At 62.2% G+C, this 14,711-nt stretch carries 9 protein-coding genes; 7 read left to right on the top strand and 2 right to left on the bottom strand.

Annotated elements, in window-relative coordinates; translation table 11 throughout:
- Nucleotides 1–44: 44 nt before the first annotated feature.
- Complete coding sequence (locus ACTQZF_RS02420) at nt 45–2,387, bottom strand: heavy metal translocating P-type ATPase (protein WP_441554478.1); 2,343 nt, start codon at nt 2,385–2,387, stop codon at nt 45–47.
- Between the two features lie 638 nt (nt 2,388–3,025).
- Here ACTQZF_RS02420 and ACTQZF_RS02415 point away from each other — a divergent pair.
- From ACTQZF_RS02415 to ACTQZF_RS02405, 3 genes are all read left to right on the top strand, one after another.
- Nucleotides 3,026–5,230, top strand: coding sequence for a DEAD/DEAH box helicase (locus ACTQZF_RS02415; protein ID WP_441554477.1), 2,205 nt, complete (start codon nt 3,026–3,028; stop codon nt 5,228–5,230).
- Nucleotides 5,231–6,203: 973 nt separating this feature from the next.
- Nucleotides 6,204–6,407: a type II toxin-antitoxin system RelB/DinJ family antitoxin gene (locus tag ACTQZF_RS02410; protein ID WP_117647680.1), complete on the top strand. Its 204-nt coding sequence runs from the start codon at nt 6,204–6,206 to the stop codon at nt 6,405–6,407.
- Between the two features lie 88 nt (nt 6,408–6,495).
- The gene (locus ACTQZF_RS02405; RefSeq protein ID WP_441554476.1) at nt 6,496–7,407 is read left to right on the top strand and encodes a CPBP family intramembrane glutamic endopeptidase; all 912 of its coding nucleotides are present in this window, start codon (nt 6,496–6,498) and stop codon (nt 7,405–7,407) included.
- On the opposite strand, the gene ACTQZF_RS02400 is transcribed toward ACTQZF_RS02405, so the two are convergent.
- Nucleotides 7,404–9,548 carry a YgiQ family radical SAM protein gene (locus ACTQZF_RS02400; protein ID WP_441554475.1) on the bottom strand — a complete coding sequence of 715 codons (2,145 nt, stop codon included), beginning with the start codon at nt 9,546–9,548 and terminating at the stop codon, nt 7,404–7,406. The genes ACTQZF_RS02405 and ACTQZF_RS02400 overlap by 4 nt on opposite strands.
- Before the next feature lie 250 nt (nt 9,549–9,798).
- On the opposite strand from ACTQZF_RS02400, the gene ACTQZF_RS02395 reads away from it, so the two are divergent.
- The 4 genes from ACTQZF_RS02395 to ACTQZF_RS02380 all read left to right on the top strand — a co-directional run bounded on the left by ACTQZF_RS02395 (nt 9,799) and on the right by ACTQZF_RS02380 (nt 14,709).
- Nucleotides 9,799–10,515 (top strand): YoaK family protein, encoded by a 717-nt coding sequence (locus ACTQZF_RS02395; protein WP_441554474.1) that lies wholly within the window; start codon nt 9,799–9,801, stop codon nt 10,513–10,515.
- A 231-nt stretch (nt 10,516–10,746) separates the two neighbouring features.
- A complete protein-coding gene (gene fucO, locus ACTQZF_RS02390; protein WP_441554473.1) occupies nt 10,747–11,913 on the top strand; it encodes a lactaldehyde reductase in 1,167 nt (388 codons plus the stop codon).
- Between the two features lie 264 nt (nt 11,914–12,177).
- Nucleotides 12,178–13,197: a M42 family metallopeptidase gene (locus ACTQZF_RS02385; protein WP_117635086.1), complete on the top strand. Its 1,020-nt coding sequence runs from the start codon at nt 12,178–12,180 to the stop codon at nt 13,195–13,197.
- A 138-nt stretch (nt 13,198–13,335) separates the two neighbouring features.
- Entirely contained in the window at nt 13,336–14,709 is a 1,374-nt protein-coding gene (locus ACTQZF_RS02380) for a hypothetical protein (protein WP_441554472.1), read from the top strand.
- Nucleotides 14,710–14,711 lie beyond the last annotated feature (2 nt).

Below are 14,711 nucleotides of genomic sequence, written 5' to 3'. Positions count from 1 at the left end.
TCGGGCACCTGGAAAACCCGTTCTAAATGGACGTAATGGTGAGCCTATTTTGCCACTTTAGGCTTAAAGGATTTCAGGCGCAGAGCATTGGACACGACGCACACGCTCGACAGGCTCATCGCCGCGGCGCCAAACATCGGCGAGAGCTGCCAGCCGGTGAGGGGGAAGAACGCGCCCGCAGCGAGCGGAATGCCGATGCCGTTGTAGAACAGCGCCCAGAACAGGTCTTGCTTGATGTTGCGAATCGTGGCGCGCGAAAGCTCGATAGCGCGGGCGACGTCCATGAGGTCGCTGCGCATGAGTACCACATCTGCCCCTTCCTTGGCGATGTCGGCGCCGGTGCCGATAGCAAGGCCCACGTCGGAGCGCGCCAGGGCGGGGGAGTCGTTGATGCCGTCGCCCACCATGGCGACCTTGCCGCCCGCATCCTGCAGTTCGCGCACGTGGCGTTCCTTGTCGGCGGGAAGCACGTCGGCGATGACCTGCTTGCTGCTCAGTCCTACGCGGCGGGCGATTGCTTCGGCAGTGATGCGGTTGTCGCCGGTGAGCATGTGCACGTCGACGCCGAGCGAACGCAGCGCAGCGATGGCCTCGGCGCTCGTCTCCTTGACCTCGTCAGCTACGGCAATGGTGCCGACAAGCTCGCCGTTCTTGGCAAAGAACAACGGTGTCTTGCCCTCGGCGGCAAATCGCTCCGCAAGACCGGCGGGCACGGTGATACCCAACTCGCCCATTAAGCGCACGTTACCGGCAGCGATGGCGTTTTGTCCCTCGCGCGCCGTAACGCCTCGTCCAGGCACGGCGGCAAAGTCCTCGACCATGCGCGCCACGATTCCGCGTGTCTCGCACTCGGTCATAATCGCCTCGGCCAGCGGATGCTCGCTCGAGCGCTCCAGCGCGGCAGCGAGCTTCAGTAACGCCTTTTCACTCATGGCGGGCGAGTCATCGGCGCGCGTGGCTACCACGATATCGGTCACGGCAGGTTTGCCGCGGGTGACCGTACCCGTCTTATCGAGCACTACGGTACCCACGCCGCGCAGGTTCTCCAGCGCCTCGGCGCTCTTAAACAGAATGCCCATCTCGGCGCCCTTGCCGGTGCCCACCATAATGGCGACGGGCGTGGCTAGGCCGAGCGCGCAGGGACAACTAATCACCAGCACGGCCACGGCGGAGGTGAGTGCCTCGTTTATGCTGCCGGTTAGTGCCATCCACACCGCAAAGGTCACGGCCGAGATCACGAACACCACGGGCACGAACACGCCGGCGACCTTGTCGGCCATGCGGGCGATGGGCGCCTTGGTGGCGTTGGCGTCCTCGACGAGCTGGATGATCTTGGCGAGTGATGTCTCGGCACCAACCCGCGTGGCGCGGAAGGTAAACGAGCCGGTGCGGTTGACGGTGGCGGCGTTGACGGTGTCGCCGGCGGTCTTTTCCACGGGGATTGACTCGCCGGTGAGCGCACTCTCGTCCACGGCCGAGCTACCCTCGAGCACCACGCCGTCGACGGGGATTGACTCGCCGGGGTGCACGCGCAGGACCTGGCCGGGAAGGATGCTATCGACGTCGACGGTGGTTTCGCTGCCGTCGTCGGCAACGACGGTCGCGGTTTTAGGCGCCAGATCGATGAGCGCCTCGATGGCGCCGCCGGTTTTGGACTTACTGCGCGTCTCGAGGTATTTGCCCACGGTGACGAGCGACAGGATCGTGCCCGCGCTCTCAAAATACAGATTGTCCATGCCTGTCATCATGGCCTCGTGCACCTGAGCTGTGGCCAGCTGGTCGGCCATGATGAACATGGCGTAGAGCGACCAGGCAATGGAAGCGGTGGCGCCCACGGCAATAAGGGCATCCATGGTGGGCGCGCCGTGCGCGAGCGATTTAAACCCGTTGATAAAGTACGCGTCGTTGACGTAGACGATGGGGATGAGCAGGACAAGCTCGGTGAGGGCGAGCGTCATGCTGTGGATATGGTCGGTGAAGATGCCGGGCAGCGGCCAGCCGAGCATGTGTCCCATGCCTATGTAGAACAGTGGGATGAGGAAGACGATCGAGACGATGAGGCGGGTGTGCATGGCAGAGGCGGCGGCCTCCAGCTTTTTGGTGGGCGACTCCATATGGGCGGCGCCAGACCTGGCTTGTGCGCTGCCGTTTGAGCCGGCGGCACCGGTGCCCGTGCTGACGGGTGAGGCCGAGTAGCCCGCGCGGTCGACGGCGGTGCAGATATCGTCGGGGGAGACCTGCGCGGGGTCGTAGTCGACCATCATGGAACCGGCGAGTAGGTTGACCGCGACGCTTTGGACGCCGTCGAGCTTGCTCACGGCACGGTCCACGTGCGCCTGGCAGGCGGCGCATGTCATGCCGCCTACGTCGAACTTATCTTGAGCCATGGACTCTCCTTTCTGTGGTTCGGTGTTGGAATTGTTAACCTCTCGATACTATACACCCATACCCCCTGGGGGTGTATGGCAAAAGTTGAAATGTATGACATTCCGATACGGGGGTCGACTGCCAAGTTAGCGCACCATCCTCGCCCTTCGTCTCAATCTGTAACATCTAGTTCCGTTTTTGCCGAGTTACTGTTACAGATTGAGACAAACAATTCGGCGGTTGCTTAACATCTCGATCTGTAACATCTGGCAGGGGAAATGACCTCTATCTGCTACAGATCGAGATGTTGTTTTGCGAGGTTTTGGTTTGTCTCGATTCGTAACGTGTAGACCTGGTTTTGCCTCGTAACTGTTACAGATTGAGACAATTGGCCCAGACCCGCCCCGTCCTCCCCGTCATCTGTGGTTTACGTGGGGGCATACGGAGTGCAGGTATACTAACCCGCGGCGAATCTGCTCCATCGCTTAGAGCTGCTGCGTCTGGACGGCGCGTGATATGGCTGCCAAAGCGATCGCCAGCGTGCTGAGCAACGTCCTCTCTGTGCGCACCCGTTTTTGTATGTACTAGCGCACTACCAAGCACGCCCGCGCGGCCGCATGCCGTGCCCCTTGCGCGTGCAGATAAGGAACAACAACATATGCGTAATTCTGTATCCGACGTCACCGACGCCGAGATCCTGGACGAGACCCGCGAGGCCATGGCCCAGGCTGCCTTCGATGCGGCCGACGAGGCCAGCGCCGCCGAGACCGTCGAGTCCGCTACCGAGAACCTGCCCGCCTTTGACGAGCTGGGTCTTTCGGACGAGATACTTCGTGCCATCGAGAACCTGGGTTACACGGCGCCGACGCCCGTGCAGGCCGGCTCGATCCCCGTGGTGCTCGAGGGCCGCGACCTGCTTGCCGCCGCTCAGACCGGCACCGGCAAGACGGCCGCCTTTTTGCTGCCGACCATGAACAATCTGGAGCACATCGCTCCTCCCAAACCTGTGCGCGAGCGCGGCGGCCGTAACCGTCGTCGCGGTGCTAAAAAGCCCGAGGGAAACGGCCGCGGCCCCGTGATGCTCGTCATCACCCCTACGCGCGAGCTCGCCCAGCAAATCGACGAGGTCGCGAGCAAGATCGCCGACGTCACCGGCCATGTTGCCGTGACCGTTGTGGGCGGCGTGAGCTACAAGCCGCAGACCGCTGCCCTCAAGTACGGCTGCGACATCCTGGTCGCAACGCCGGGCCGTCTGGTCGATCTGATCGAGCAGGGCGCTTGCCATCTGGACGAGGTCAAGGTGCTGGTGCTCGACGAAGCCGATCGCATGCTCGACATGGGCTTTTTGCCCGCCGTTCGCCGTATTGTGCGCGAGACGCCGGCCGAGCGCCAGACGCTGCTGTTCTCGGCGACCCTCGACGAGGAGGCCGTGGGCGAGATCACCGATCTGGTGAGCGACCCGGCCCGCGTGGAGATCGCGCCCGCCACGTCGACCGCCGACACCGTCGACCAGTTTGTGTTCCCGGTGTCCATCGAGGCCAAGAACAACCTGCTGCCCGAGTTCCTCAAGAAGGAAGGCCCGGAGCGCACCATCGTCTTTATGCGCACCAAGCACCGTGCCGACAGCTGCTGCCGTCGTCTGGAGCGCAAGGGCATCGAGGCCGCCGCGATTCATGGCAACCGCAGCCAGGCCCAGCGCGAGCGCGCGCTTTCGGCCTTCCGCGACGGCACCGTCGACGTGCTGGTGGCAACCGACGTGCTCGCCCGCGGCATCGACATCAGCGACGTGCGCTACGTCGTGAACTTTGACGTGCCGGCCGAGCCGACCGACTACATCCACCGTATTGGCCGTACGGGCCGCGCCGGCGAGCTGGGCTGGGCCATCACGTTTGTGACCGAGCAGGACGTGGATGAGTTCTACGAGATCGAGAAGCTCATGGACAAGACTGCCGACATCTACGAGGCCGGCGACCTGCACGTGGGCCCCAATCCGCCCGCGGTTGATCCCGAGCGCGACCCTGCGGCCTTTAAGGTGAAGAAGAAGACCAAGCGCGGCAAGTCCAAGAGCAAGAAGAAGCTTGAGCAGGCGCGTCGCGACGGCAAGCGCAACGGCGACGATTACGGCGATGTGGCCGGTCGTTCCAACCGTGGTCGCGATGAGCGTCGCGGCGACAGCGAGCGCCCGAGCCGTCCCAAGCGCGGCGGCAAGACCCGCGTGCGCGAGGGCGTTCAGGCTCGCGTGGACGAGGCCGTGGAGAGCGTGGCCCGCGAGGTGGCTGCCGAGGAGCGTGCCGGTGCTGGTGCCGTCGAGCCGGCCCCGCGCGGCAACCGTGCCGAGCGCCGTGCCAAGCAGTTCCAGGGCGAGGCACATCGCCGTCGCCGCGAGGACGAGGACCGCGGTGGTCGTCGCCGTGTTGAGCGCGAGGACGAGGGCCGTGGCTCGCGCGGCGGCAAGCGCGGCGCGAGCGACCGTCGTCGTTCCGGTCGCGATGACGAGCGCGGCGGCCGCGGCGGCGAGTCCCGTGGCGGCAAGCGCTTTGAAGAGCGCGGCGGCCGCGGCGGTGAACGTCGCGAGGATGCTCGCGGCAATGGCGGCCGCAGTGGCGCCGGCCGTTCTGGCGAGTCGCGCGATCGTCGCGATCCGCGTGCCAGCCGCGATCGTCGCGATGATTGGCGCAACTACGACGATACCCGCGAAGAGCGTCGCGGCGGCTATCGCGGCGGACGTGGCAGCAACCAGGCCGGCTCCCGTGGTGGCCGTGCCGGCGGTCGCGATAACCGTGGCAGCTATGGCAACAGCCGTGGCGGCAAGCGCGGCGGCAGCTCCCGTCGCCCCGGTGACGGCGGCGGCAAGCGCAAGTAACATACGCGTCGCGCGGTAAGGCGACACGAGTTTGGGCCTCGAGCAGACTATGCTCGGGGCCCTTTTAGTGGGCTCAGTATTAGTTGGGGCGAGTCTTCTTCGTGGAAACGCGCGGAGACGGCCGCGGCAAGAGATACGGGCTATCGATCTAGTTGGAGATTCGCGTACGCGGGGGCCGACATCGACGCAGGGCATGAGGTTTTCTGCTGACGCGCGGCGGCTGCGGTGCCCGGGCGGACACGCCGGGGATTTCGCCCGCTGCCTGGCGCCCTTGCCGCCATCCGGCTTTCGCGCTCGCATTCTTTTGGATGCGGGCGTGTTTTTCGTGGCGCGCACGGGTCCCCCGGGGCGCGCCGTGCATTTTTGGGAGTTTTCAGCAAGCCGGGGTGACTGCATACGCGCCGGAAGCGTCTATTTGAGCCAGCGGGATCCTTCGGCAGGCGATTTGGGTTGGCTGACGGCGTCCGGCGCGGCGATAACGCGCGTTTCGCGTCGCACCGTGCTCCAAAACGACACCAATCGCGCGGCGTCCACGATTTGCGGCACCGCCTGCGGGGGCCGCGATGCTGAAAACTCCGGTTTTTGCACGGTACAAGCGGGGGTACGTTGGGACGAGAAGGGGTGCCCCCGTCTTTTTATGCATGGCATAAGCGAAATTATCCAAGACAATAGGGCGCCATGCGTCGGATACCCAGCCTGGGCGCGCCATACGCCGACGCTTAGGCCCTCGATATCTCGGACATCATTACGCTCTAAATTACTAACCCAGCAACAAAATAATCCGTCTTTTCTCCGTCCCCATGGGACCGGGTGTGGTATTCTATCTGCCGGGTATAACATAGAAATACCAAGTAATACTAACGCCGCAGAAACAATCTCCAGATGCGGGCCAATCGGGTTGCCTTCACAGCCCGTCGCCCAGCCGCGTGGCCCGCATCTATCCGCACTACCGTTGTTTCAAAAAGGAAGCGCCATGGCAGAACACATGACCCCGGTTGTCGCGAAGGTCTTGCCCGAGGAAAAGGCGGCCTTCGCGGCGGCAACCCAGCTCGTGGGCACCACGCCGTCCAACGCCATCCGCATGTTTATCGCCGCGTTCAATCGCTGCGGCACCTTCCCGTTCGACATTTCGCCCAGCGGGGCCTTTGGCACTGCACCCGATTCTCATCAACAATGACTGTCCCAAACTGCCGGTACTTGGGGACGTTCATTTTCTGCCGGCAGTTAAGGAACGTCCCCAAGTACCGGGTTTTGAGGAGGCTGGCATGCTCAATGCGATAGCGTGGGCGCTCGCCTGTTTTGGCGTTGTCGCTGCCGATATAGCCCTGAGCGTGGTTCTGTTTTCTGTTCTCGATGCCGTGTCGGTGCTGACGGGCTATCCGATCGACAATCTCGATATTCAATGGTTCCAAGCCGCCGCTCAGACGGCGTCGTTTTTGATGGCGCTGCTGTGGTGGCGTTATCTGTGGCCGCGCTCGTTTATGGCGCGCTCGCAAAGCGAGCATCCGCTCGGCGGGGGAGCGCGTGGGGCGTGGAAACGCATCGCCTGCGTTATCGTGATCGGTCTTGCCCTGCAGGTGGTCGTTAGCTACGTGACCGACGCCGTGCTGTCGCTGTTGCCCGATGCCGCGGCCGACTACAGCGAGCTTGTCGAGGAAACGGGCATGGGCGATACCAGTCCTCTTGCCGTCCTGACCACGGTGCTCGGCGCGCCGTTTTGCGAAGAGCTCCTGGTGCGCGGTGTTATCTTTGAGTTTTCGCTGCGTGCGTTTAATCCCCAGTGCCGTCCGCTCTGGAAGCGCCGGCGTCGTGCGAGTGCGCAAGACGGCGCCATAGTGCCCTGGGCGGCCCCAAGCACGTGGGGTGTCGCCGCGGCGATTGTGCTGCAGGCGGCAATCTTCGGTTTTATGCACATGAATTGGGTGCAGGGTTGCTACGCGGGTGCCGCCGGCCTCATCTTTGGTTGGTTGCTCGTGACGACCGGAAAGCTCCGCTACACGATCCTGCTGCACTTTGCCTTTAATGCCGGGTCGTATCTCATGGGCCTGCTCTGGTTTGTGAACACGCCGCTCGACGTGGTAATTACGGTTGCCATCGCCGGCGTCATCCTCGTTGAGGCAATGCGCTCGCTGCGCCATGCGTGTGGGATGGACGCAGCGAGCGCACTGCTGCCTTAGTTGCGGCGACCGCCTCCGTTGGCACCCTGACGCCCCTGAGCCGCACGGTTGCGCCCGGCGGTGTTCTGCGCGCGCGACATGCCGCCGTGGCCCTTGCTGCCCTTGGGTCCCTTGGCTCCAGCGCCGCCAGCGCCACCGTGGCCCTTGCCGCTCTTCTTACCGGTGCCATGTCCGCCGCCGGCAGATGTCTCGCCCGGGCGTGGCGGCACGGGGCGGATCAGGCAATGCTTGGTGTAGCCGATCAAATCGCGACGCCCGGCTTTCTCTAGCGCCTCGCGCACGAGCTTGTAGTTCTCGGGCTTGCGATACTGGATGAGCGCGCGCTGCATGGCCTTCTCGTGCGGGTCGCGCGCCACATAGATCGGCTCCATGGTGCGCGGGTCCACGCCGGTGTAGTACATGCACGTCGACATGGTGGACGGCGTGGGGTAGAAGTCCTGCACCTGCTCGGGCATGTAGCCCATGTCTCGCACGGCCTCGGCAAGGTCCACGGCTTCCTTCATCGTCGATCCGGGGTGGCTCGAGATCAGATACGGCACCACGTACTGCTTGAGTCCGTACTCGCGGTTCAAGCGTTCAAATTTACGGCAGAATGCGTCGTAGACGGCTCGGCTCGGTTTGCCCATCACGGACAGCACCGCGTCGCTTACGTGCTCGGGTGCTACGCGTAGCTGGCCCGAGACGTGGTGCTCCAGCAGCTCGCGCAAAAACTCGTCCGAGGCATCGGCCATGGTGTAGTCGAAGCGGATGCCGCTGCGGACAAAGACCTTCTTGACGCCCGGCAGCTGGCGCAGGTCGCGCAGCAGCTGGGTGTAGCCGCTCTCGTCGACCACCATGTTCTTGCACACGCTCGGCCACAGGCAGCGCTTGTTCTTGCATACGCCGTGCTTGAGCTGCTTGTCGCAGGCGGGACGGCTAAAGTTGGCCGTCGGCCCGCCCACGTCGTTGATATAGCCCTTAAACTCGGGATCGCGCGTGAGCAGCTCGGCCTCGCGCATGATCGAGTCGTGGCTGCGCATCTGCAGCACGCGACCCTGGTGGAAGGTGAGCGCGCAAAACGAGCACTCGCCAAAACAGCCGCGGTTGGAGCTGATCGAAAACTTGATCTCGGCAAAGGCCGGCACGCCGCCCGCTGCGTCGTAATCGGGATGCCAATCGCGTGCGTAGGGGAGTTCGGCAACCTCGTCCATCTCGTCGGTGGTGAGCGTCGCCGACGGCGGGTTCTGCACCACATAGACGCTGTTGGGGTAGGGCTCTACCAGGCGATGTCCGGTGATGGGGTCCATATTCTGCTGCTGCACGTTAAAGCTGCGCGCGTAGTTGAGCTTGTCGGCGGTAAGGTCGTCCCAACTGGGCAGCAGGTCGTAGTCGTAGACCTCGTCGAGCGAACCCGTGCGGTAGACGGTGCCGTTGATATAGGTAATCTGATCGACGGGCAGTCCCGCGTCGAGCGCGTCGGCGATCTCGACAATCGCGTGCTCGCCCATGCCGTAGATGAGGATGTCGGCGCCCGAGTCGAGCAGTACCGAGCGCTTGAGCTTGTCCTGCCAGTAGTCGTAGTGGGCCAAGCGACGCAGGCTTGCCTCGATGCCGCCGATGATGATGGGGGCGTCCTTGAATGTCTGGCGGATGAGGTTGCCGTAGACCGTGACGGCACGGTTGGGGCGGTGCCCCTCCTCGCCACCGGGGGTATAGGCGTCGGTGTGGCGGCGGTGCTTGGTCACCGAATAGTGGTTGACCATGGAGTCCATGTTGCCGGCGCTGACGAGAAAGCCCAGGCGCGGCTCGCCGAGCACGGTGATGCTGGCGGGGTCGGTCCAGTCGGGTTGGCAGATGATGCCCACCTTGTAGCCGTGCGCGTCGAGGACGCGGCTGATGATGGCCATGCCAAAGCTGGGATGGTCCACGTAGGCGTCGCCGCAGATGTAGACAAAGTCGCACTGGTCCCAGCCGCGCGCATCCATGTCGTCGCGGCTGACGGGGAGGAACTTATCGCGGCCCGGGCGCCAGGGGCGGACAGGCGCTGCCGGGGCATGCGCGGGGCGCGAGCCCTGGGCTTTGCTTCCACGCTTTTGCTGCTGGCCGCGTTGGGCATGCTTGCCGTGCTGGTTGTGCTGAGCGTCCTGGGGCTTTTTTGCCACGATTCCTCCCGGTGTTTGTATGCTGCACGTAATTGTAACCAGTCTTTTTGGGACGGGGCTAAAAAGACTGGTGGAGTACACGAGGTGTCGGGTGTCGATGCCGCGCCCGTCGTTTGTTTCCAGACGGTGTATCTGCGCGTTGGGGAAGCCGTCTCGCGGGCGCGCCATGTTGTCAATGGGTTACAGTATGAACGGCGGCTATGTTTCCGCCAACGCACGAGAGGGTCGTCAACAAGGAGGGCGCACGACGATGCAGCGTGCCAAACAGATATCGGAGTCTATTGAGCTGGGCATCATCTTGGCGCTCGCCGGTGGCTTTATGGACGTTTATTCGTACATTGGGCGCGACCATGTTTTCGCCAACGCGCAGACGGGCAACATCTTGCTGGTGGGCGTGAGCATCTCGGAGGGCAATTGGGCACTTGCGGGGCGCTATTTCTTCCCTGTGGTGTCGTTTGCCGTGGGCATTATGCTTGCCGACCTGGTACACGAACGGTTTGGCAGCGTGATTCACTGGCGCCAGGTGACGGTGTTCTTTGAAGCCGTCATCTTGCTGGGCGTGAGCTTTATCCCCGGTGGCGGCTACAACTTGCTCGCCAACTGCCTCATCTCGTTTGCCTGCGGTATGCAGGTCGAGAGCTTCCGCAAGATCCACGGTCGCGGCATTGCCACGACCATGTGCATCGGTAACCTGCGCAACGCGCTGCAAAACGTGGACGACTACATCATCACCCACAAGCGCGGCTTTTTGGAAAACGGCCTGCTGTACTTTGGCGTGATCTTTACCTTTGTGTTTGGCGCTGTGCTGGGAAACTGGTGTATTGAGCGCATGGGGCTGCACGCTATTGCGGTGGCGAGCGTGCTGCTGTTCGTGGCGTTTGCCATCATGTTTATCGACCGCGAGCGCGACCTACGTTTTCGCTGGAAGCGCGCCTGCGAAGATTGGAAAGAGGCCTGCCAAAAATAGCGGCATGATGTGGCAAGGGGCTGACCCCTTGCCACACTGATCAATAATGGGGAGGGGGCGGTCATCTCGGCCGCCCCCTTTTTTTGTTTAGTGGTCAGGCGGTGACGATACCAGTTGTTGAAACGCTTTAAATAATCTGACGTTCTCACGCGTTTTTCGCTTCAAAAGCGTTAGGATGGGAGCTATAGCGTGGGGCGTAATGGGTGCCCCGCACACGATGGGAGGCTATCAATGGCTAATCGTTTCGTTCTCAACACCATTTCTTATCATGGTTCCGGCGCCATCAAGGAGATCCCCGGCGAGCTCCAGCGTCGCGGCTACAAGAAGATCTTCGTCTGCTCCGACCCCGATCTGGTCAAGTTTGGCGTTACCGCTAAGGTGACCGACGAGCTCGATGCCGCCGGCATCGCTTGGAGCCTCTACTCCGAGATCAAGCCCAACCCCACTATCCAGAACGTCAAGGACGGCGTCGAGGCCTTCAAGGCCGCCGAGGCTGATGCTATCGTGACCGTCGGTGGCGGCTCCTCTATGGACACTGCCAAGGCCATCGGCATCATCATCAACAACCCCGAGTTCGCCGATGTCCGCAGCCTCGAGGGCGTTGCTCCCACTAAGAACCACGCCGTGTTCACCATCGCCGTGCCGACGACCGCCGGTACCGCTGCTGAGGTGACCATCAACTACGTCATCACCGACCCCGAGAAGGTCCGCAAGTTCGTGTGCGTCGACACCAACGACGCCCCCGAGGTCGCCGTCGTCGACCCCGACATGATGGCTTCCATGCCCGCCGGCCTGACCGCTTCCACCGGCATGGACGCTCTGACCCACGCCATCGAGGGCTACACCACCAAGGGCGCTTGGGAGCTCTCCGACATGTTCCACTTTGAGGCCATCAAGCTGATCAGCGAGAACCTGCGCGACTCCGTTGCCGAGGCCAAGTCCGGCCAGCCTGGCTCCGGCCGCGAGGGCATGGCTCTTGGTCAGTATGTCGCCGGCATGGGCTTCTCTAACGTTGGCCTGGGCATCGATCACGCCATGGCTCACACCCTGTCCGCTCACTACGACACCCCGCACGGCGTCGCTTGCGCCATGCTGCTGCCGATTGCCATGGAGTTCAACAAGCCGGTTTGCGCCGAGCGCCTGGCCAAGGTCGCCGTCGCCATGGGCGTTGACACCACGGGCATGAGCACCGATGAGGCTGCCGACGCCGCTATCGCCGCCGTTAAGCAGCTCTCCGCTGACGTGAACATCCCGCACGTCTGCGAGGCCATGAAGGCTGACGAGATCGAGGTCCTGGCCAAGGACGCCATGGCCGATGCCTGCTTCCCGGGCAACCCGCGCGAGGCGACGCTCAACGATGTCATCGAGCTCTTCAAGAAGATCTGCCCGGCTGCCTAACATGGTTCGGCGGGCCCCTGCCCGTTAGCCCCACAATCGTCCTCGGACATGTCGGAGGCCCCGCTGCGCACTACGTGCGGCGGGGCCTCCTTCTGTCCTGCGGAAAGATTCTGGGGTTAACGGGCGGGGCCCGCCGGCTCGTTATCGTGGCGGGCACCGCTCTGAGAAGCTCGATGGGTTGTCTCGCTAGGTAAAAAGATGGTTCGCGGTGGTATCGTTGCTGTGGGTTTAATTCGATATGAAAGGGTGACTTTGGTGTCCAAGATGGATTCTACGCTCTCCTATATTACTGACCAGTTGAAGGCGCTTACTTCGATTGCTTCGCCTACGGGCTATACCCGTGCGGCGACTGATTATCTAATGGAAACGTTGCGCGATATGGGCTTTGGCCCCGAGCGTTCCAATAAGGGCAACGTGCTGGTTGAGCTTGGCGGCGAGGGCGAGCCGCTTGTGTTGGCGAGCCATGTCGATACCCTGGGCGCCATGGTGCGCTCCATTAAGGACAATGGTCGCCTGCGTCCCACGACGCTCGGCGGGCATCAGTGGTCTACGGCCGATGGCGAGAACTGCACCGTCTACACGCGCGATGGCAATGTGTACACGGGTGTGGTCCTCAATACCGAGCCTTCGGCGCACGTGGCCGACGAGCCGGTCAAGACCATCGAGAAGAACATGGAAATCCTGCTCGATGAGAATGTCGACAGCAAGGATGACGTGCTTGAGCTGGGCATTCAGACGGGCGACATCATCGCTATGGATCCGCGCACCACGGTGACGGAGAGCGGCTATATTAAGAGCCGCTTCTTGGACGACAAGCTGTCGGCCTCCATTTTGCTGGGCTTGGCGCGTGCCGTCGCCGCTGGCGAGGTGACGCTTTCGCGCAAGGTTTCACTGCTCTTTACGGTGTACGAGGAGGTCGGCCACGGTGGCGCTTTCGTGCCAGCCGACACGCGCGAGATGATCAGCGTTGACATGGGTTGCGTGGGTGACGATCTGGGCTGCACCGAGCGCATGGTGTCGATTTGCGCCAAGGATTCGGGCGGCCCCTACAACTACGATCTGGTGACCACGCTGTCCAATATCGCGCGCGAGCTGGAGCTCGATTACGCCATCGACGTGTACCCGCATTACGGCTCGGACGTTGAGGCCACGCTTTCCGCCGGCTACGACATCCGTCACGGCCTGATCGGCCCCGGCGTGTACGCGAGCCACAACTACGAGCGCAGCCACATCGACGGCGTGCGCAATACCTATGAGCTGGTTCGCGCCTACGTTCAGCGCTAGGGGAGCAGCTTGCGACTCGGCTGACCAATCGCTAAGGCCCGATTTCTCGGGCCTTTTTTCGCTTTGGGTCGTTTAGTATTATGATATATGTAATCTATTAACTAAACGTGTAAATTACTTAACGAGGTGATGCGGTGTATGGATACGTCTGAGTACTTGTCTATGGGTGATGCTGCCCGCCTGCTGGGCGTTACGAAAGCCCGCATATCTCAACTTGCCGCATCGGGAACGCTCGCGTGCGATATTGTGGGCGGACGGAAGATGGTCGAGTACAATTCCGCGGTCGCTTATCAAAAGGTCCGCAAACGTGGACGCCGTCCTGCGGCCGATGTGGGGCGCAAGTTTACGCTGATGTCGGCCGACCATGAGGTCGCGCATCTCTCATTTGATCCGTCGCGCGAATTTCCCTTCGAAATCGCGGAGGTCCTCGATGCACAACGAATGCCGTTTGGCACGTGCTCGAGCTCTTCTCCTACGGTGAATAAACGGGAGCTCAACGTGTGGTGGAGCCATCGGTCGGTGCCCGATGTTCGCCCCGGACTCGTCTCGCGCTATCGTGAACTGGGAATTGCCAGTGGCATCGAGGTCCCGGTTCAGTGCCTGGGCCTCTCGCTTTCGGATTGCTATTGGCTGCGGCCGGCAGAACGCGACGGGCTCAAATGGCGAAACCTCAATTACTTCGAGAATGATTTTGAGCGATCGGCGCCCGAGGGACGTTCGGGTTGGCTGGAGGGCATCGGTCTTAATAATCCGGATAACACGTCCGAGGGCGAGCTCCCTAAATCGTGGATGATCCGAAACGGCATTCGCGTTTTGGCTAAAGGTTGCGGCATGGACGATCAGCGTCCCTTTAACGAGGCGGTTGCAACGGCTCTACATCGTCGCTTGTTGTCGGAGGGCGAGTTTGTTCCTTATACGGTTGAGCGGATGTTCGATGGCCCTGTGTGTCTGTGCGACGACTTTCTTGACGGCCGCGAGGAATACGTTCCGGCTGTTTACGTTAAGGGCGCACTTGGTAGCCAGCGGGGAAACTCGACATACGACCGGTACTGCCGCTTCCTTGGTAAGCATGGAGCAGACGAGGCTGCCGTGAGAAGGTCTATGTCGCAGATGATTGTCTGCGATGCCCTTTTGGCCAACAGCGATCGCCATTGGCGAAACTTCGGCATCATCCGCAATGTCGACACCCTGGAGATAAGGCCTGCTCCGCTGTTCGATAGCGGCAACTGCCTATGGTGCAACGTACCAACTGCCGTGCTCGCAGCTGGGGAGTTTGGGTTTTCTGCTAAGCCGTTTGGGCCCGACCCTTCCGTCCAGCTGGCGCTTGCGGACTCACTCGATTGGTTCGATTCATCGCGGCTCAACGGATTTGTTGATGAGGCGATCGAGATTCTTTCGCAGAGCGAATGGGCCACAGCGGAGGGCCGGCTCGAGTCCATTTGCCGCGGCCTCGAGCGTCGCGTTATCGAGGTGAATGCTGCTGTTGAAGTGCTTCGACACGTGCGGCGATAATC

The sequence above is a fragment of the Collinsella sp. LCP19S3_H3 genome (genome assembly GCF_052119145.1).
GTDB lineage: Bacteria > Actinomycetota > Coriobacteriia > Coriobacteriales > Coriobacteriaceae > Collinsella.
This window is presented reverse-complemented; position numbering and strand designations above follow the sequence as displayed.